This is a genomic window from Grimontia sedimenti (assembly GCF_011045095.1).
Taxonomy (GTDB): Bacteria; Pseudomonadota; Gammaproteobacteria; order Enterobacterales; family Vibrionaceae; genus Enterovibrio; species Enterovibrio sedimenti.
The window spans coordinates 51,117-70,430 of sequence record NZ_JAALDL010000003.1 but is presented as its reverse complement, the minus strand read 5'-3'; the positions used below and the strand labels follow the sequence as shown (position 1 = coordinate 70,430).

Here is a 19,314-nt window from a genome sequence, read left to right as displayed (position 1 = left end):
GCGATTTCTTGCGATTTCCACAAGGCGTAGGTGAGAGTATTGGAAGGCATTAACCGGTTGAAAACAGAAGAAGTAAAAAGACAGTCACTCTTTGGCATCGAGTGACTGTCCTTATTTGTCTAAAGATTACTTACTGGTATTGCATTCAGGCAGTAAGTTCTTTTCTGATGATTTCCGCACCTGCACTCAGTGCATTGAGCTTGGCTGTTGCCACTTCGCGGGAAAGCGGTGCCATACCACAGTTGGTGCATGGGTAGAGTTTGTCGGCATCGACATATTTCAGCGCTTCGCGCAGCGTGTCAGCTACTTCTTCCGGTGTTTCGATGGTGTTTGTCGCCACATCAATCGCACCTACCATGACTTTCTTACCGCGAATGAGTGACAGCAACTCGATTGGCACGCGGGAGTTATGACATTCCAGCGAGATAATATCGATGTTGGATTGCTGCAGCTTAGGGAAGACTTCTTCATACTGTCGCCATTCTGAACCCAGCGTCTTTTTCCAGTCGGTGTTGGCTTTAATGCCGTAGCCATAACAGATGTGAACAGCGGTTTCACATTTCAGCCCTTCGATGGCGCGTTCCAGCGTGGCGATACCCCACTCGTTCACTTCATCAAAGAAGACGTTAAATGCGGGCTCATCGAACTGAATGATATCCACGCCGGCCGCTTCCAATTCTTTCGCTTCCTGGTTCAGGATTTTCGCAAATTCCCAAGCCAGCTTTTCGCGGTCTTGGTAGTAGCCATCGTAAAGGGTATCGATCATGGTCATAGGACCTGGTAGCGCCCATTTGATTGGCTTGTCGGTTTGCTTGCGAAGGAACTTGGCATCTTCCACAAATACGGACTTTGGACGGGAAACTGGCCCCACTACTGAAGGTACACTCGCTTCATAGCGGTTACGGATTGTCACGGTTTCGCGCTTTTCAAAATCAACGCCATTTAAATGTTCAATAAATGTGGTCACGAAATGTTGTCGTGTTTGTTCGCCATCGCTGACAATATCGACACCTGCGACTTGTTGTTCCTGCAATGCCACACGAAGTGCGTCTTGTTTGCCATCAATTAATGCATCACCTTCTAATTTCCATGGTGACCATAATTTTTCTGGTTCTGCCAGCCACGAAGGTTTCGGTAAGCTTCCTGCTGTTGAAGTTGGTAATAGTGTTTTCATAATAAATACTGTCTTTTCTCTTTATTCGTTATTTATTGATCGTGATTAGGCGTAATTCGCAGACCATTGCTCCAGAAAATTTTGGTAAGGCTTGATGAAGTTCTCTTCTGCAAACTTACCTTGTTCAATCGCTAATCGGCTGCGCTCTTCACGGTCATATACAATTTGCGTTAAAGAGTGGTCAGCATTTTTCAAGTTTGGCTGATAACGTTTTCCCGCTACTGCATTGGCATTGTAAATTTCAGGGCGATAGATTTTCTGGAATGTTTCCATGGTACTAATTGTGCTGATTAACTCAAGGTTGGTGTAATCGTTCAGCAAATCACCAAAGAAATAGAAAGCTAAAGGTGCAACGCTGTTTGGTGGCATAAAGTAGCGAACCTGAAGGCCCATTTTCTTGAAGTATTGCTCGGTGAGTGAAGACTCATTTGGCTGATATTCGACGCCCAACACCGGATGTTGGTTTTCAGTCTGGCTGTAAACTTTGTTGTCTGACACGCTCAAACAGATCACTGGTGGCTTCTTGAAGTTTTGCTTGTAAGCCTCTGAGTTCACGAAGTGTTTGAACAGCTTGCCATGGAGCTCACCAAAGTTCTCTGGGATGCTGAACTTAGGCTGGTCCTTGTTGTGGTCAAGCAGTAAGACGCTGAAATCATAATCACGCACGTAAGATGAGAAATTGTTACCCACAATGCCGTCAATGCGCTCGTTGGTTCGGCGATCAAGAATGTTGGTTTTCAGAATCTCAATCGACGGGAATGTCTCACCACTGCCTTCGATATCCATATCAACGGAGATAATTTCCAATTCCAAAGAATAACGATCGCCTTTTGGATTATCCCAATTAGCGAGAGAGTTAAAACTGTTATCAATCATTCGCAGTGCATTGCGCAGATTGCTCTGGCGGCTATCACCTCGCGCTAAATTAGCGAAGTTAGTGGTAATTCGGGTGTTGTCTTTTGGCTGATAGTTTTCATCAAAACTAATGCTGTTAATCGCGAACGTAAAATTCTTATTCATGGTGATCGGGTTCCTGATCTAAAACTGACTTAATTCCTTACTGTTACTGGGCTTTATTTTTATTTATCACTTTCCCAGTCAGTCGTATTCACTGTTTTTCAGTGATACTTGCATAGTGAGATTTATACGTGCCTCATGGATTTAATGAAAACTCTTTTCCTTCACCTTCATCATGAGAAATCTTCATGATCTATTTTTATTTGTTCGTGTAGGATTTCAGCCTCTTGAAAATAAGCAGAGATGAAATGGATGAGTGATTTGCTTTTATTGTTTATATATTGTGCGCTGCTCGGCAGCGGCGTAGGTTTTCTGGCGGGATTGTTAGGTATTGGCGGCGGATTGGTGATTGTGCCGATTCTCAGCGTGATTTTGCTTCACTTTGACGTATTGCCCGCACAGCAGGTCGTGGTTGCGGCCATCGCGACTTCATTAGCTTCGATACTCTTTACTTCTACTTCTTCGGCTATCGCTCATCATAAAAACGGTAATGTTCCCTGGGATTTGGCCCCTTGGATCATGACTGGCGTGGCGCTTGGCGCACTCATCAGCGGTTTTCTGGCCGCCTTGTTACCTGAGCAAATTGTTCGCATGGTGTTTGCGGTGAGTGTGGTGCTCATTGCATTGAAGATGATTTTCAGCGGCAAGAACGATGATGACGCCGAGCGTAAACTACCAAACAAAGGCCTACTGACTTTCTTCACCACGATTGTCGGTGGCTTATCAGCCATGATTGGTATCGGCGGTGGTGCTCTTTTGGTGCCTATGTTGAGCTTCTTTTCTATCGACATGAAGAAAGCGATTGGTTGTGCTTCAGCCTGTGGCATCGTTATCGCTTTGTTTGGTTCGGTGGGTTACATAACATCTGGCAGTGCCCACTTTGCATTAAGCGACGGTTTCGCTGGCTTTGTGTATTTACCTGCGCTGCTGGGTATCGTCTGCACGTCTTGGTTCACGGCGCCTTTAGGCGCGAAGGCGACCCAAACCTTGCCTGTTGCCACGATAAAGAAAGTCTTCGCGCTACTTTTGCTGGCGATGGCGGCGAATATGGCACTGCGTTAAGCATTTGAGGGGCGATTCGCCCCTTCTTTTCCTTCCTTTTTTTTGACATTTTTAGTCACCTCCCGGCTAACATTCGTCTCTTTGCGGAAAACTGCTGCTTATCTTCCAATCTTATGATTTAAATAACAAAACATCGATAATTGGGAGCTGCTTCTAATATGCGCTTTTACCCACAATGTTAAATTCATCGACTGATTCCCATTGAAGATCGAGAGGGTAATGTTTTCAGCACTTTGCTTTTGCTGTCGGACAACGCCGTATTCTCCAACTCTTCCAAATGACATGTGGTTTACCGATGAAAAAACTCTTTGTTGCTTTACTCCTTTTTAGCTGCCATTCCTTTGCTGATAACTACTTCTATGCAGGCACCAATCTCTCTGTTTACGACGATACGGAGCTGAAATACAACGACCTTAAGGTGGACGAAAACAACGCATTCGGCCTAAGCGGTTTTGTAGGGTACGGTCTGGAAATTTCAACGGGCATGGAGCTTGGACTGGAAGTGGAATACCAACACTTCGGTAAAGCGGACTTCGCACAAGATGTATCCATGGACGGTGAAGCCTACTATTTCAACCTAAGACCAAAATGGGTTGAGCCAGGAAACAATCTATACAGTGCATTGATCCTGGGTGTCGGCGGTATTAAAGCTCAAACCGACATTTACGGCGTTTCCCGCTCACAAACTGAGTTGGCATATCAGGCAGGCTTCGAGCTGGGTTATATGTTCGATCAATTGGATGTTGGCATCGGCTACCGATATCAAACTGGCGACTTCAATGATGTAGACCTGTCGATTCAAGGCGTATTGCTGACTGCACGTTATAACTTCTGAATCAAATCGTCTTAGGGTCAGATTCGGTCAGTGTTGACTGAGTCTGACTTGTTTTGATATCCACCCACCTATCAAGCCCTCTTCGAGATTCAATGAAGCCCGTTTTATCCAGCCATCGCCTTGTATTGCGTTCTCTCGCTCACTCTGACGCCGAAGATTTGTTTGAGATTTATGGTAACGAGCAAGTCATGGAGTTTGCGTCTGACCCTGTATTCACCTCAATTAAAATGGTTCATCAAATGCTTGAAAGCGTGGCTCGATTGGAAGCCACAGAGGAATCCTTTGAATGGGCGATTGTTGAGAAAGCTTCAAACAAAGTTATTGGGACCTGCGGATTGCATAGCTTTAACCAAGCCCGTTCCGAATGCGAAGTCGGGTGTTTATTACATCGCGCTTATTGGAAAAAAGGCTTTATGTCAGAAGCACTCCCCTTACTGTTCGAGCATGCCGAAACAATGGGTATCCGGCAGTTGAGAGCAGATATCGACCAGCCTAATGTCAGGTCTCAGAGGCTTTTCGGAAAACTTGCTTTTGTTCCAGTCGGACAACTATATCGCCTTGATTTACCAAGCTAACTGCATTATCTATGCACTGGCGGTTGATAATTCAAAGACGCATCATTCTTCATAAAAATATTGCTCGCCACTAAGCTCCCGACACAAACAAACCCCAGCGCAGACATAGTCACCATATCCGGCACTTCGTTGAAGATGGGGATCGCGAGCAAAGTCGCAATGACCGGTGTCGCACTGCCGAATGCCGCACTTCGCTCTGCGCCGAGTTGTTTAACGGCATACAGATAAGTGCAAGACGACACTATCCCTGCCCCGACACCTTGCAACAAGGTATGGGCAAACACTTGCTGCCATGGCCAATGTGATACTGGGGTTTGATGGAGTGTGCTCGGCAGACATCCAAGACTGACTGCCCCAAACAAAACCAAACAAGACATGATGGCTAACACACCAGAACAAGCGAGAGCATTCAGGTTCGCCACCCGCGCACTGATCGTGAAAATGGCCCACATCAAACTGCCCAAAAGAAAGAGAATATGTCCTTTGGACTGTGCCCAATCATAAGCCCCCTCCGAACTGGTGATATTGCTTCCGAGAAACAGCGCTGTGCCTATCGCTATTGCGGCAAGTCCAAGTTTGCGGTGTAAGCTTAGTGGCTGCTGATAAAAGAGCACAGCAATAGCGGTGACAAATAAAGGTAAAGTACCCGGTACCAATGCACTGCCGTGGGAGACTGGGACATATTGCATCGCGTTACTTGCCACCAGAAGATACGGTAGTCCGCTGCCGACAAACATACCCAGCATATATTTCGCCGGAATAGCTGCGATTTGCTCTCGTGCCTGATAGACAAAAGGAGTCAGTAACAGTGCAGGAACCAGAAAGCGCATGAGTGCCAGATCAGCAGGCAGCAAATCTGAATTCGCGCCACCTTTTAGAGAGAGGAAAAAACCTGCCCAAACCAATAGCGTTGCCATCATCGACAAGTAACCTATCGTCTTACTCTGTGTCGTTGCGTTTTCTGCGTTCGAAGCCATCACTGTTCATTCCTGTCCTTGATGTTGAATGGCTATTATCTGGCACAGTGATTAGCGTTAGTTGGCAAATTTCCATATCAATCACAAAAACATTGATGGTTTCCGCTAATATTTCTAAAAATATTGACTAGTAAAAGCTCACTCATGATGGACCGCATAGATAAACAGCTTCTGGAACTGATGCAAAAGGACGCGAGACTGACAACAGCAGAACTTGCAGATTTAGTTGGTCTTTCCCCCTCCCCTTGCGCAAGACGTATTAAAAGGCTGGAGAAAGAAAAGATTGTCGCGGGTTATCACGCTTCGTTAACGCGGGATAAAGTCGGCATTGCGATGACGATGTTTGTAGAAGTCAGCCTTAACAATCACCAAGTGACGTCAGTCGATGATTTTGAACAAGCGATCAGTGATATGCAGGAAGTGGTCAGCTGTCACGTGGTGTCTGGTACTTATGATTACCTACTTGAAGTGGTGGCTAAAGATCTCAGCGGCTATGAGCAATTCACCCGAAAACTCCAATGCCTGCAAAACGTGAAAGACATTCACACTCAGTTAGCGATTCGTAAGGTGAAAGACCGTGGGGCGTTGCCGATATATGTCTAAAAATGACTAAAGTTTAGAACGGTAATACTTCACCGGACGTTCTTTGCCCTGCATGCGATTGGTTCGTGTGTCAGTATATTCCACACCCAGTTTCTCGATCACCGACTGGGACTGCTGATTCTCTACCAGGTGCATAACTTCCAAATACTTCATACCGAGGTGTTCTTTCGCAAAATCTATAAGCGCACGAGACGCTTCAACAGCATAACCATTTCCCCAATAAGGCACTCCAATCCAGTACCCTAGAACGCCTACATCCTCTTCAATGCTGGGAAAACTGACGGTACCGATAAGCTGTTGATCGCTTTTCAATGTGACCGCATAAACAGCCCCCTTGCCTGATTCCCATTGGGCTTGGTGAGTCGCTATCCAAGTCTTTGCCATGTTCAATTCGTAAGGATGGGGAATATTGGCAGTCATATCCGCAATGCGTTTGTCGCCCGCTAACTTAGCAACGATTTCGCTATCGCTCAGGGTGAAAGGACGAAGGACGAGTCTTTTGGTTTCTAATTGAGGTTGGGGCAACAACACAAACTCCTACTAAGATTTTGTCACTAGATACCTATGTTTTGACACAAATAGTCAATCTAAGGCGAACCTGAGAGCAAGACCCTGAGACACCTAACAAAAAGAGCAACACCAATTAAATAGTTGGTGTTGCTCTTTATCGAGATTTCAGTTTAGAGGGATTTGCCGTTGATTGTGGCTGCCGTGAGTTCTCGAATTGAGCGGTAGGAATTACCATCACTATATTTAGCGTCAAAGGTCGACTTTAAATTTATTCCATTACCTACACCAAGATAATACACGTAAGTTGATTCTGACGTGAAATCTGAGTATGCAATCGTTCGGCTTCTCTGCATTTTACAAGCTTGATAGCTTTTGCCATTGACTGTAATGTTTTGAACACCTAAAAACTTCGTGGCTTGCTCAATGGTAATGTCGCCTTCATATTCACCATCGATAAATGTTCTTCTGGTTATCGTACCAGATGAATATTCTTCATTTGTCTCAAGGTCATATCGCTCTTCAAGACCAGTAGGGAGATACACATTCTCATAATATTGGGCGCTGGTTCCATCATTAGAAGGCACATAATACGCATACCCAAGATTCGTTAGTATCTTGTTATCGTCATCAAACTTATAAAAATCAAATTCAGGGTCTGTCGAGTTCTCAACCAAGTTACCATTAATATCTGGGTCACGATAGAAAATGGATAATTGATGAATATCTGGCTCATTATTAAACGTCACTTGTGACCCGTTAGAAACACGAAAACCATAGATTTCGGATTCTAAGGTGCTTAGGTCGACTAACTCTTCACCTTCTTGCGCATATTGCCCGCGGAAAGAATAATCGACAGTAAACTCAGCCCCTTGAGCTGACAGGTCTTCGTTATAGCAAACTGAGGCATTTCTCTGTGGACTAGGGCTATTATCGCCACCTCCTCCACCGCCACAAGCCGAAACAAGAAGACCGAGTAATACTGTATTTCCATATTGATACAACTTCATACTACTTCCTTTATTGATACAGCCAACTGCATGCTCAGTTTAAAAAGAAAGCGCTTTACATTTTACTCTCAATAATGAGAAGAGATGATTTTATGAAACCTGACACCATAAAGTTTCACTTTAAAGACAAAGAAAGGGAGAGGTTCAACTAGTTTCTGCCATCAAAAGACAACACCTCATCCTCAATCCAACGATGCAGCATTTGACCAAACTCAACCGACACATCCACATCTGGAAATTGCGCTTGCAATTGAGCGCCTAGGTTATTGAGGTTAATTCCTGTTTGAATCATCGAGATCGCAGCAGATTCCAATGGCGAAATACTTCGGAAATGCGGAGAGTGCCCTTTTCGCCAAATCAGTACATCAACAGCTTGAGGTAATGGCTCTACTGTTGGCGGTGTTTCTTCTTTGTCGATGGCATGCCAGATATCAAGGGTATTACAGGTATGTGTGGTTAAGGTGAGGGTCGGCACTGCACACAACTGGATATTTTCCGGTTCTGCAGCAGCCTTTACCTGAAGTGTTTCCATTGTCAGTACTTCACTGTCTTCACCGTCAAACGCTCTCCTAAGCGTCCAATCCAGTTCCGCCAGCTCTGCCACTTCAAGATCATCAGGCAGCTGCTCGGCAATAAAGCCGGCAAACAAGTGTCCGTAGTAACCAATGTTGGTGTAAGTCGATGGATGGGTTTGCACGTAGTCCGCAGCCAGTTGGTTAAACCAATCATCACCTAAGTAAACCGCAGTATGTTCAAAGTTGTCACGCAGCACATCGATAAGTCGGATTCGGTAAGCGTTGTAATAAATCGCCAAGCGATCTTTTGATGGCAGGCTGCCTTCCCTCTCGTTTACCCAGTCAGCCTCGGTACATTGCTGGCTGAGCAAGATGGTTTGGAAACTGTCCTGAAGGGATTGAAGGCTCATGCCGCTCCCTCCGTTTTCAGAACATCTCCAGCGATTTTTCGGGCAATATCCAACTCGTCCAACAATTCTGCTAAAGGTGGCACATTGTCGTCACGTTCAATCATGGTCGGTACATTGCCGTAGCGGGTCAATGCATATTCATATAAATCCCACACACCTGCACAAACCGGGTGGTCATGGGTATCAATCAGGTGATCGCCGTTGTTTTGGTGTCCGGCGAGATGGAACTGGCAGATGTGCTCTTTCGGTACGCCGTCAATAAATTCAAACGGTGAGAAGCCGTGGTTAAATGCGCTCACATAGATATTGTTGATATCCAATAGAAGCTGGCAACCCGTCGCATTGCAAATCTCGCTTAGAAATTCCCACTCAGTCATCTCTGAATCTTTGAATTCAACATAGCTTGAGACATTTTCTACCACCAAAGGACGCTTCAAAACATCCTGAGCGTGGTGAATATTTCTCGCCACCACATCCAGCGCTTCCTGCGTGAATGGCAATGGCATTAAATCGTGAAGTTTGCGTCCATGAACGCCGCCCCAACAGAGGTGATCTGAAACCCACATGGGTTCGATTCGTTGTTCGAGCGCTTTGAGGCGTTTGAGATAGTCTTCATCCAGGCCATTCACCGAACCAATCGACATGGAAACGCCATGCATAGTCATCGGGTAGTCAGCGCGGATGCGGTCGAGTATGGCCAATGGCTTACCACCATTGACCATAAAGTTGTCAGAAATGACTTCCAGCCAATCGACAGGTTGTCGTGCATTCAGAAAATCGTTGTAATGCTGAGTGCGTAAACCCAGCCCAAAGCTCGAAGTCATTTCATTCACTCCAGGCAATCAATTAGAGATCAGAGATCACGCCACCTTGATCAAGGCATTCTTTCGCTTTCATCGCTTTAAAACCATGGCCGCCACAGGCGTTTTGACCTTTGCACTGGTGCTCAGCAGTTTTACAGTCTGACTGACCTTTACAAGAGTGGATGCCATAACAGTGAACTTTGTCACCAGCACCAATTGCAGCACCTGTGCTGCCTGCTGGTGATTCTGCTGCGAATGCGCTCGCGCTCATTGCTACTGCCAGTGCTACTGATGCGAAAGTGGCGCTCTTTTCAATCTTATTCATTGTCTGTACTCCAGTATTTGTAGGTTGGGTAACCGACAAATTGTCCATTCACGGGTGTTCGGTTACCTTGAGGTTAAGACGCATGTCTAACTCCCTCAAACAGACCCCAGCATTTTCGTGAATATTTCGCGGATGAATAAGCTTCGCGCCCAATTTAAGGCTATCCTATTGTTTTATATAAATTAAAAAGTTTGAAAAAATTTATATATGAACATCTATTCATAATATTTTTTCTTAATGGAATGACTAAAAAGAGAGAATATTGAGACAATGGTGAAGTTAGAAACTGGCACCATTGATGTATCGAACGGGAAGGTTTTCGAGCGTATGTTTGTCGGCCATTCGCATGTTGATGGCAATAATTTTGGCTGCGCATTTGGGCGTGGTGACATAGTGGGTAACACATCCGCAATTCGGACAGTAATGGAATTCGATATCTTCGTCGCCCCAGGAATAGGTTTTGGGTGAGCTCTCCCTGACCGAAACGTTCACTTCATCCAACCCGTAATAAGACCAGGCTGCCGCATATCGCCGACATATTGAGCAATTACAATGAGTCACTTCTGTGGGTGGGTATTCAGCGGAAAGCGATACATTGCCGCAGTGGCATTGGACTTGGATCATCATGTCTTCCTGCAAAACCCGAGATACGGATAATCCTAGCGTTGTTAAGCTATTCGTCGCGGAAGCAGGCGCTCATTTTTCACATAAAGACTGGTCAAATTGGCTCAAATCTATTGGGTGTAGTGCTGAAGCCTGAAAGTAGCCCCAAACTGACAGAGCCAACACCAAAATGGCAGGCAGCATTTGAAACACAGAGAAAAGTCTCCCCTGAACACCAATTCTAATACGTGTGCGACGAAAGACCTTTGTGCCTGCTGGCGGGAACTGACCCTGCTTCCACCCTTTCACTCCCGACGGGATAAGTAACATCGTGGGAATGAATATCATTAAAGGAATTCCGACAAAGACGAGATACCAAAAGTAGTCAACAAGCTGGATGCCAAAAATCGAATAGCAATGTGGGCGTTCAGCGAAGTTGTCTATCATCGTCAACAGCCAAAATTGCGCAGTTAGAAACAACAAAAAGCCGCCGCAACCAATCAAAATTAGTCGCTGCAGCTTTTCCCGTTTGGAGAATTCCGGTGCGTATTCGATGAGATTATTTTCCGCTCAACAATCCGTTTAATTTCTCTTGATCCAGATGCTCCGCGTAGTTGGAAATGGTTGCCATGACTTCTGGGTTTGTCATCAATTCCTGCATGGCGACTTTACCAACAAACTCGAATGCCTGATTCACCGCCAATGGGTTTTGGTTAAAGGCAACCACCAATTCTTCAGAGCAATCTTCAATCAACAGCCGGTTGACCAAATCCCCCATCACTTTGTCAGAAGCCAATCGGTTTTGATCCGTCACTTTCGCAAAAGGTGCCATTTCTGGGTGCGCCGCAATCGCGAAGTACACCCACTGTGCGAGCTGCTTGCGCTCTTTGCCATTCAACGAATCCACCATACAAGTCGCAAATGCATCAACATTGGCTTTCGCTGGCATTGCCAACATCATCATTGCGCTGACTGCTGCTACTGCGATTTTCTTGAGCATCTTAATCGTCCTTGTTTGCATCAATTCAGACAATAGTGACGAAGTTTTCGACAGCCTCCTACTGTTGAAAACCAAAATACACGCCAGCTCTCGTTTATTTCCCACCAAGCGTTTCATTTCGATAAGAATAAGAATCCGATCGTTGATTAGGTCTTAAACTGCATGGTGAGCTTAGACAGCTCACTCGACTGACTACTTAGCTGACCACTGACATGACTGGTGGTGTTGATGGCATCAGTCAATGACTGGCTTCCGCGTTTCAACTCCCTTCTTCGCTCTGTCAGTTGCTCTATCTCGCGGTGCTGGGAAGTCAGCGCCACGCCAGCTTCTGCACTGAGTTGTTCCAAGCCTTCAAAGGTGCGGTGCATTTCACTGAGATATTGTTGAAGCTGCACACTCGCTTGCTGGTTGTTTTCACTCGCCACCTTAGTCTCACTCAATAGCGAGCTTGCAGCTTCAACCTGTGAAATCAGATCGTTAATCCAGTTTCGAATGTCTCCTGTCGACTCAGACGTACGTATCGACAAACTACGAACTTCGTCTGCGACAACAGCAAACCCTCTGCCCTGCTCGCCAGCGCGCGCAGCTTCAATAGCCGCATTGAGCGCCAACAGATTGGTTTGCTCAGCAATGGACTCAATCACATCAGTCACCCCAGAGATTTTCTCACTGGTGGCTCTCAGCGTTTCCATCGTGATTGCCGCTTTGCCGACAGCATCGACACTGTAAGCAATTGACCTCTCTGTCGCGGTCATCTGCGTCTGAAGATCGCCATTGTCCTTAGCCATTTTGCCGATACATTCGCGCGTGTCGTTCACTGCCGACACGATGTCTGAGGTCGCCGTTTCCATAACACTCAAAGACTGAGCCACTTCATTGATTTGTGACTGAGTGTCTTTGTTAATGTCCGACACCCTGTGGCTCTGGCCGTCGAGCGTACCGGATTGCTCATCCAGCTCCCCAGTTCTGGTGTGAATGTGCGTGACGAAATGATTGAACTTCTCTAGCAAATTGTTGGATGCCCGGACAATCGCGGAGACTTCATCTTTGTAATGGTCTTCAAGACGCACAGTAAGATCAGATTCCGTATCAATGTTGGTCAGCGCCATCGAAATCCTATTCATGCGAATAATGACGGTGTGGTGCAGCCACAGCATCAAGATCGCGGCGACAATGGTCGCTATACCGATTGCAGCCATGATGAACATCGACTGCTGCTTTAAAAAGGCGATCAATCCACCTGCAGATATATTTGCATATTCGCGCCGCTCCGCCAGCTTTTCACTGAGCGCGGCTAACATTGGGTCTACCGCGGGATACAAATCAAAGTCGACCACTCGCCCAGCGTCGTAGAAGCTTTTGTCTTTAATCGCGCGCGATAACTTAGTGGCATAAGCATCCACTTTCTCTTTGTTTTCAGCGTTGGCGTGAACCCATTCACTGAGAGAAGGATGCTGATAGAGCTGCTCCCAGCTCGCTTGGTAATTTGCTTGGAAGTTCTCAAACTTCGGTGTGATTTCGCTCCAAAACAGGAGCTGAGCTTTAATCTTTTGAGAAAGGGTTGAGAGGTCCCGATGATCCCTTTCAAGCGCTAAAAGCGCCCATACTTCAGGGAGCTGTTCGTTCACGTATTCCGAATACGCCTCAGTCGAACGGGATGAAATCCACAGCGCCAAACTGCCAAGTCCTATCGTTGACGCGAGAAAAAGTGTGAATGCAACCAGCAATCGCTGACGTACGCTCATAGTGTTTCCTATCACCTACCTACTTCATTTGCGGGTAAGCCTAGTAGCGCCACATTTCACATTGGTTACAAAATTATCACTAGTGAGACTTGCGAGTTGCCATGCGACATGAATCACATTTTGTCTTTGGTGGGGAGTCGTATAGAAAGAAAAGCGCTCACAGGCGCTTTTCAGTTTACCAAAGTTCTGGGTTATTCAGTGCTGAAACACAGCCAGATTGTCCCGGAATAGCTTCCAATGATTCGTCATTCAACGATTGCCCCAACCACCCTTCAGGGAAGCTTAACGGAAGCGGTGCTTTGATTATGTTTTCGCTGATTTGTGCAAAACCTACCTTGCTGTAGAAGTTAGGGTCGCCGTAGGTCACGGCAATATCAACACCTTCAGATTTCAGCACTGCCAATGCATGGTTGATCAGCCCTTGCCCAATACCTTTACCCTGCACTTCTGTACTCACCGCCATTGGCGATAGCAGCTTGGCGGTTTTGTCACCTTCCAAAGTGAGCGTGGAGAACATCACGCCGCCAACAATTTTCTCTCCGTCTTTGGCAATGAATACCTGTAAATCTTCCTTAGGCGTGGTTTCCATCATTTCGCGGGCAAATGCGCCAATGACTTTTCCTTCTGCTTCACCTTCAGAGTTAGCAAATGTCGTTTGGAACAACTCGATAATCGCTTCGATATCGGTCTTTTGATAAGTGGTGTAATTCATGTTTCATTTTCCTTAAAGGTCTTTCTTCTTAAGCACAAAGACCTGATAACTAAACTCGTTCAAATATCGGTTGTAGATGTTCAATTCAGTCTGAATATCCTTCAGCGCCGCTGATTCCGCCATGTCTGCTTTCAGCGCATTTACTCTTTCTTCCAATGGCTTGAAGTAGTTTTCCCAAGCTTCTGGTGCAAGGGTAAAACTCTCCAATACTTCGTAGCCCGCTACTTTTGCTTGGGCTTCACGCTTGGCAATTGTGCCGATATCCGGGTATTCCCGTAGCCAGAATGTTTCGGTTTCTTCACTTGGTGTCTCTGTCAGCCAGACCAAATCACTTAACACCAAAACACCGTCATTCTTGAGTACTTTGCGCCACTGTTTGAGCGCATTTTCTACCCCCATGATGTAGGCGCAGCCTTCCGCCCAAATCAGCTCGAAGCTTTCAGGAGAGAAAGGCAATTCAGTCATGCTGGCGTTCACGGTTGTAATGCGATTCGAAAAACCAAGCTCTGCTGCACGTTTATTCAAGCGGTTGAGCGCAGAAGGCTCATTGTCCAGCGCTGTAATCGCTGCGTCGGTATGTTTTGCCAACACAGTCGTCGCAATGCCTTTACCACAACCAATCTCAAGCAATGTCTTCGGTGAAGTCTTCACACTGTTGAGCGCGCGAAGTGTTTCTTCTTCCGAACCAGGCCCCCAGCGATCCAGTGTTTCGAAAACACGCATAAAGTCAGCCATGTAGCGGTCATGTTCATTCATGTCTTTTGATAACCATTTCAAGTGCAGCGCCTCTTTTTCACTGAAGCCCTGCTTTATTAACCACTCGAGATGCGCGTCTGGCGCTATTTTGTCGACAGACTCATGCCAGGCTTTTAAGTCCCCTTCCCCCAGCAGTGCTGCTAACAATTGTCGCGATTGTTGTTTGTGCGCGATCTCTTCATCTAACTGTTGCAGCCGGTTCTGCAGCAACTCACGATCGACCTTGGCATTCAGGCAAGCTTTGCATTCCTTGAGCGTTAAGCCTCCAGCCTGAAGCTTCTGGATAAGGCGGACGCGTTGAACATCTTTATCACTGTAAACGCGGTAACTGTTTTCCAGACGTTTACCCTGAATCAGTCCCTGCTTTTCGTAATAAAGCAGCGCCGTGCGGGATAGCCCGACTAAATCCGCCAGCTCGGAAATACGGTACATGCTTGCCTCCTATGCCCACCAATGTCGCCACCTTAAACTATAAAGCTATAGACAGGTCAATAGGGGAGTTTAGGGGCTGGTGTAGGGGAGATAGGGTACAAAAGAGTGGAACCCTTGAGACTTAACACATAGGAACAGAATGGATATTCAGTTTTAGCGTCTGTTTTTAAAAGCTTTCTCCCGAGTTTAATACAGCTCAAGAGATCACAGATATCGCATAATGATAAGGCGCTAAGCCCGCGTTAAACCACAAGTACTCCCTGTGACAATTTAATTTATCCCTAATGTCTTTTGACTATGGAAAGGCAACGAATAGACGCTGAGTTTATGACAAAAAAGAAGTTGTATTTGAAGTTAGCCGTTTGCATAACGTTCATATTGGGAGGAGCCGTCAATCAAGGCTTTAGTTGGTTTTTTCTCGCTATACCTTTTGCCATCGCTTTTCTTTTTCTGCTCAAGCATTTCTCATTAAAGCTGAAAATCGCATTGCCTATATTCGTTGCAGTTTTGGTTTACCCTCTGACTTGGCAACATGAGAAGAACAAAATCATCTATCCGTATCTTGGCGATCAGTTCACGGCAAGCTGTGGTTGGCAAGCCGTGCAATATAGCCGTGATTTTACAGGATATAGTTATGAGACCTTAGTTCCTAAAGGTGGGAAAATATACGATTATTACGTGATCAGTAAACGGCCTGTACCTTGTGGTTCCGATTGGACTTTGACTCGAGTTTTTGTCAAACATCCGGATTTAAGTACCCTCTACTACCCTGTATTTTCCATCGGAGGTTCAGAAATGGCGATGTCAGGATATGAATTAAATGAAGCATTCGCGTCTAAGAAGCTCAAACATGACCAAATAGACACTTCTTATGAACTTCAGTCAGAATGGACGAAAAGTCTAAGCAACCTGATGATGTGGCCAGTGGCTCCCATCATGATATTAAATCAATTACGTGCCTTCTTTCATTTTTTGAACAACTGAAATACAGGTCTCTCTTCCGCCACTAACTAACAGCGATTTCAAGCAATCGGGTAATTAAAAACCCCATTGTTTCACTATGGGGTTTTTAAACACTAAGCCGCCTGTGAGAAATGCTTCCCAAGCAAAGCGTGGTAAAAATCATTATCTGACAATACGCCAATGACTTTATCGTTATCTTTTAGCAATACTGGCAGACCTGTCTGATAGCGAATTTCCAACGCATTTCGCATCGAAATATCGGCATTTGCCATAACGATGACATCTTTCGGCAACGAGCAAGCATCGCTTTCACCATCCCACGTCAGGATAGGCAAGGTTGTTTCACCACGATAGGCCGCAATCAATGAGCTCTGACTATCAAACTGAAGTCTGCTTTGCTCCATCTCGTTAAGCATAACCATGTTGTCGCGTCGCTCAAGATCGCCAATGGCAGTCATTAAAGAACGACCTCGCAGAACATTAAGCGGATTGGTATGCGCCACAAAGTCTTCGACATATTGGGTCTCTGGGCGCAGCACAATGTCTTCCGGTTTTCCGTGTTGGATGATTTTGCCTGACTCCATAATGGCAATGTTATTGCCGATTTTCAGGGCTTCATCCAAATCATGACTCACGAACAGAATCGTCTTGTTGAGTTTACGTTGAAGTTCCAACAACTCGTCCTGAAGCTGGTTGCGGATCAAAGGGTCTAGGGCTGAGAAAGGCTCATCCATCAGCAGGATATCGCTGTCCATACAGAAAGCACGCGCTAAACCAACTCGTTGCTGCATACCGCCAGAAAGCTCATGCGGCAGCTTATCATGCCACTCACTCAAGCCAACCATATCAAGCTTTTCCATGGCGCGTTTGCGGCGCTCTGTTTTACCCATGCCTTGCATTTCCAAACCAAAAGCGACGTTGTCTACCACACTGAGCCAAGGCATCAGTGCGAACTTCTGGAACACCATAGAAACGCGGTGTGAGCGTAGGTCACGAAGCTTGTTGGCGTCGATGCGATTAAGCTCCACCATCTCTTCGCCATCACGTACTTTCAGAGAACCGCGTGTCACTGGGTTTAAGCCATTCACAGCACGCAGCAAACTGGATTTACCCGAGCCGGACAGCCCCATCAACACACAGATTTCGCCTTGTTCGACAGAAATGGTGGCGTTGCTGACACCAACCACGTTGCCGGTTTCTTCCTGGATTTCCTGACGGGTTTTGCCTTCGTCCAGCATGGAGATGCTGCGCTCAAGCCCATGACCAAAAATCACGTCGAGGTTTTCAATCGATACTGCTTTCATGATTAACCCTCTTTACCTTGTGAAGCCGGCGCTTTGCAGAGACGGTCGAGAATAATAGCGACTAATACAATCGCGAGTCCTGCCTCAAAGCCTTGTGAGATGTTCACTGTATTCAGAGCGCGGATAACTGGTTTACCCAAACCGTCTGCCCCCACCAGCGCAGCAATGACCACCATTGAAAGTGACAACATGATGCACTGGGTAATGCCTGCCATGATATTTGGCATCGCCGCTGGCAGTTCCACTTTGAACAGCAGCTTGCTTGGTGTTGCGCCAAACGCTTTACCCGCTTCAATCAGCTCTTCGGGCACACTACGGATACCGAGATAAGTCAGGCGGATAGGTGCTGCGATGGCAAAGATAATCGTGGAAATCAGACCCGGCACGACACCCAGTCCGAACAGAACCAATGTAGGGATCAGGTAAACGAACGTTGGTATGGTCTGCATCAAGTCCAGAACCGGACGCATAAAGGTATACAGCCAAGGTCGATGCGCGGCGAGAATACCCAGCGGCACGCCAAGTAATACCGACAACATGGTCGCTGTAAGCACCAGCACGAAGGTTTCAATCATCTCCGTCCAGTAGCCCAGATTCAAAATCAGCAGAAGCGCTGCAACAACAAAAATCACCAGCGAAACGCGTCGGTGAAGCAGCCAGGCGATGCCCGCAGTCAACGCAATAGGCACATACGGTGGGAACCATTGCATCACATCGACGAGGGAAAGAATCAACCATTCAAGCGAAATAGAAAGCGCGTCGAAAAAGCCCGCTGCATTGTAGGTTAGCCAATCGACAACGTTTTCCATGTAGCTGCCGAGTGGAATTTTATTATCTGTAATCCAGTTCATGTGTACTCCAAAATCCATATTGATGTGCTGGGCTGATGGTCAGCCCAGCACCTGCTTTCGCGGTTACTGCTTGCGAAATGCAGTTGGGTTTACTGGATATTGAGGTGAGCTTTCACCGCTGGCAGTGCATCTTTGCCGTCTTGTGTTTTCACGCCGTCCAACCATACAGTCAGTACGTCAGGATTGCTTTGCAGCCATTCCTTCGCAGCCACTTCCGGTTTCTCACCGTCGTTCAGAATGCCGTTCATGATTTCGTTTTCCATTGGCAGGGTGAACTTCAGGTTGGTCAGCAGTTTGCCGACATTCGGACATTCCGTTGTGTAGTTCTGACGTACGTTGGTGTAAACATTCGCGCCGCCATAATTAGGGCCGAAGTAATCATCACCACCGCCCAGGTATTCCAGCTCAAAGTTGCTGTTCATTGGGTGTGGCGCCCAGCCCAGGAACACAATCCACTGGTCACGTCGCACGGCACGTTTAACCTGAGACAACATGCCCGCTTCGCTTGATTCAACCAATTCAAACTCTTTCAGTCCGAAAGCGTTGGCATCAATCATGTCCTGAATCAGACGGTTACCGTCGTTACCTGGTTCGATACCGTAGATACGGCCTTTGAAGTTGTCTTCAAACTTTGCGATATCAGCAAAGCTCTTTACGCCACCTTCAAAAGCATACTTTGGTACGGCTAGGGTGTATTTAGCACCTTCCAGATTCATACCGATGGTTTCTACGGTGCCCGCCTCGCGGTATTTCGCGATGTCACCTTCCATGGTCGGCATCCAGTTACCGAGGAATACGTCGATGTCGCCATTTGCCAGCGAGGTATAGGTAACAGGGACAGACAACAGTTGGATGTCAGTGTTGTATCCCATACCTTGCAGTACAAGCGTGGTCGCAGCCGTCGTCGCGGTAATATCCGTCCAGCCCACATCAGAGAAGCGGACTGTTTCACACTGGTTTGCCATTGCTGGCATGGCAGTAAGACCTGCCGCCAGAGTGATGCTCAAACCTGCCAGTCGCTTGGTCTGTTTATTATCCATGGTTACTTCCTCTTCCTTTCTTTTTTGGCTGAGGGCGCAACGACTTGCTGCGCCCTTCCGTTTTACTTGGGTGTTGCTGATGTTGCTTGTCGCCT

Annotated in this window: 21 protein-coding genes; 5 read left to right on the top strand and 16 right to left on the bottom strand. The window is 46.5% G+C overall.

The window, feature by feature from the left end:
- Positions 1-145 precede the first annotated feature (145 nt).
- Positions 146-1,174 carry a methionine synthase gene (locus tag G5S52_RS05655; RefSeq protein ID WP_165012177.1) on the bottom strand — a complete coding sequence of 343 codons (1,029 nt, stop codon included), beginning with the start codon at positions 1,172-1,174 and terminating at the stop codon, positions 146-148.
- A gap of 45 nt (positions 1,175-1,219) precedes the next feature.
- Positions 1,220-2,194, bottom strand: a complete 975-nt coding sequence (locus G5S52_RS05650; protein WP_165012176.1) for a DUF1852 domain-containing protein — start codon at positions 2,192-2,194, stop codon at positions 1,220-1,222.
- A gap of 249 nt (positions 2,195-2,443) precedes the next feature.
- Between G5S52_RS05650 and G5S52_RS05645 the strand changes: the two genes are divergently transcribed.
- The 3 genes from G5S52_RS05645 to G5S52_RS05635 all read left to right on the top strand — a co-directional run bounded on the left by G5S52_RS05645 (position 2,444) and on the right by G5S52_RS05635 (position 4,663).
- Positions 2,444-3,253, top strand: coding sequence for a sulfite exporter TauE/SafE family protein (locus G5S52_RS05645; RefSeq protein WP_165012175.1), 810 nt, complete (start codon positions 2,444-2,446; stop codon positions 3,251-3,253).
- 295 nt (positions 3,254-3,548) lie between these two features.
- Complete coding sequence (locus G5S52_RS05640; RefSeq protein ID WP_165012174.1) at positions 3,549-4,088, top strand: outer membrane beta-barrel protein; 540 nt, start codon at positions 3,549-3,551, stop codon at positions 4,086-4,088.
- 92 nt (positions 4,089-4,180) lie between these two features.
- Positions 4,181-4,663, top strand: a complete 483-nt coding sequence (locus G5S52_RS05635) for a GNAT family N-acetyltransferase (RefSeq protein ID WP_165012173.1) — start codon at positions 4,181-4,183, stop codon at positions 4,661-4,663.
- A gap of 5 nt (positions 4,664-4,668) precedes the next feature.
- Here the strand turns inward: G5S52_RS05635 and G5S52_RS05630 are convergent, their stop codons facing one another.
- Entirely contained in the window at positions 4,669-5,640 is a 972-nt protein-coding gene (locus G5S52_RS05630; protein ID WP_165012172.1) for a DMT family transporter, read from the bottom strand.
- Positions 5,641-5,787: 147 nt separating this feature from the next.
- Between G5S52_RS05630 and G5S52_RS05625 the strand changes: the two genes are divergently transcribed.
- Entirely contained in the window at positions 5,788-6,243 is a 456-nt protein-coding gene (locus G5S52_RS05625) for an Lrp/AsnC family transcriptional regulator (protein WP_165012407.1), read from the top strand.
- A gap of 6 nt (positions 6,244-6,249) precedes the next feature.
- Here the strand turns inward: G5S52_RS05625 and G5S52_RS05620 are convergent, their stop codons facing one another.
- The 10 genes from G5S52_RS05620 to G5S52_RS05575 all read right to left on the bottom strand — a co-directional run bounded on the left by G5S52_RS05620 (position 6,250) and on the right by G5S52_RS05575 (position 15,061).
- Positions 6,250-6,771 (bottom strand): GNAT family N-acetyltransferase, encoded by a 522-nt coding sequence (locus G5S52_RS05620; RefSeq protein ID WP_165012171.1) that lies wholly within the window; start codon positions 6,769-6,771, stop codon positions 6,250-6,252.
- A gap of 152 nt (positions 6,772-6,923) precedes the next feature.
- A complete protein-coding gene (locus G5S52_RS05615; protein ID WP_165012170.1) occupies positions 6,924-7,760 on the bottom strand; it encodes a hypothetical protein in 837 nt (278 codons plus the stop codon).
- Between the two features lie 148 nt (positions 7,761-7,908).
- Positions 7,909-8,685 (bottom strand): HvfC/BufC N-terminal domain-containing protein, encoded by a 777-nt coding sequence (locus G5S52_RS05610; protein ID WP_165012169.1) that lies wholly within the window; start codon positions 8,683-8,685, stop codon positions 7,909-7,911.
- Positions 8,682-9,509, bottom strand: coding sequence for an MNIO family bufferin maturase (gene bufB / locus G5S52_RS05605; RefSeq protein WP_165012168.1), 828 nt, complete (start codon positions 9,507-9,509; stop codon positions 8,682-8,684). Before bufB ends, G5S52_RS05610 begins: the two co-directional genes overlap by 4 nt.
- Positions 9,510-9,531: 22 nt before the next feature.
- The gene (gene bufA2, locus G5S52_RS05600) at positions 9,532-9,813 is read right to left on the bottom strand and encodes a BufA2 family periplasmic bufferin-type metallophore (RefSeq protein ID WP_165012167.1); all 282 of its coding nucleotides are present in this window, start codon (positions 9,811-9,813) and stop codon (positions 9,532-9,534) included.
- Between the two features lie 279 nt (positions 9,814-10,092).
- Positions 10,093-10,434, bottom strand: coding sequence for a GFA family protein (locus G5S52_RS05595; protein WP_165012406.1), 342 nt, complete (start codon positions 10,432-10,434; stop codon positions 10,093-10,095).
- Between the two features lie 541 nt (positions 10,435-10,975).
- The gene (locus G5S52_RS05590) at positions 10,976-11,416 is read right to left on the bottom strand and encodes a hypothetical protein (RefSeq protein WP_165012166.1); all 441 of its coding nucleotides are present in this window, start codon (positions 11,414-11,416) and stop codon (positions 10,976-10,978) included.
- Positions 11,417-11,562: 146 nt separating this feature from the next.
- Positions 11,563-13,161: a methyl-accepting chemotaxis protein gene (locus tag G5S52_RS05585; RefSeq protein WP_165012165.1), complete on the bottom strand. Its 1,599-nt coding sequence runs from the start codon at positions 13,159-13,161 to the stop codon at positions 11,563-11,565.
- Positions 13,162-13,336: 175 nt separating this feature from the next.
- Entirely contained in the window at positions 13,337-13,873 is a 537-nt protein-coding gene (locus G5S52_RS05580; protein WP_165012164.1) for a GNAT family N-acetyltransferase, read from the bottom strand.
- Between the two features lie 12 nt (positions 13,874-13,885).
- Positions 13,886-15,061 carry a MerR family transcriptional regulator gene (locus G5S52_RS05575; RefSeq protein ID WP_165012163.1) on the bottom strand — a complete coding sequence of 392 codons (1,176 nt, stop codon included), beginning with the start codon at positions 15,059-15,061 and terminating at the stop codon, positions 13,886-13,888.
- A 348-nt stretch (positions 15,062-15,409) separates the two neighbouring features.
- Between G5S52_RS05575 and G5S52_RS05570 the strand changes: the two genes are divergently transcribed.
- Positions 15,410-16,045, top strand: a complete 636-nt coding sequence (locus G5S52_RS05570; protein WP_235956109.1) for a hypothetical protein — start codon at positions 15,410-15,412, stop codon at positions 16,043-16,045.
- Between the two features lie 92 nt (positions 16,046-16,137).
- Here the strand turns inward: G5S52_RS05570 and choV are convergent, their stop codons facing one another.
- The 3 genes from choV to G5S52_RS05555 form a co-directional block, all read right to left on the bottom strand.
- The gene (choV, locus tag G5S52_RS05565) at positions 16,138-17,328 is read right to left on the bottom strand and encodes a choline ABC transporter ATP-binding protein (protein ID WP_165012161.1); all 1,191 of its coding nucleotides are present in this window, start codon (positions 17,326-17,328) and stop codon (positions 16,138-16,140) included.
- A gap of 2 nt (positions 17,329-17,330) precedes the next feature.
- Complete coding sequence (gene choW / locus G5S52_RS05560) at positions 17,331-18,179, bottom strand: choline ABC transporter permease subunit (RefSeq protein ID WP_165012160.1); 849 nt, start codon at positions 18,177-18,179, stop codon at positions 17,331-17,333.
- A gap of 89 nt (positions 18,180-18,268) precedes the next feature.
- Positions 18,269-19,219, bottom strand: a complete 951-nt coding sequence (locus G5S52_RS05555) for a choline ABC transporter substrate-binding protein (RefSeq protein ID WP_165012159.1) — start codon at positions 19,217-19,219, stop codon at positions 18,269-18,271.
- Positions 19,220-19,314 lie beyond the last annotated feature (95 nt).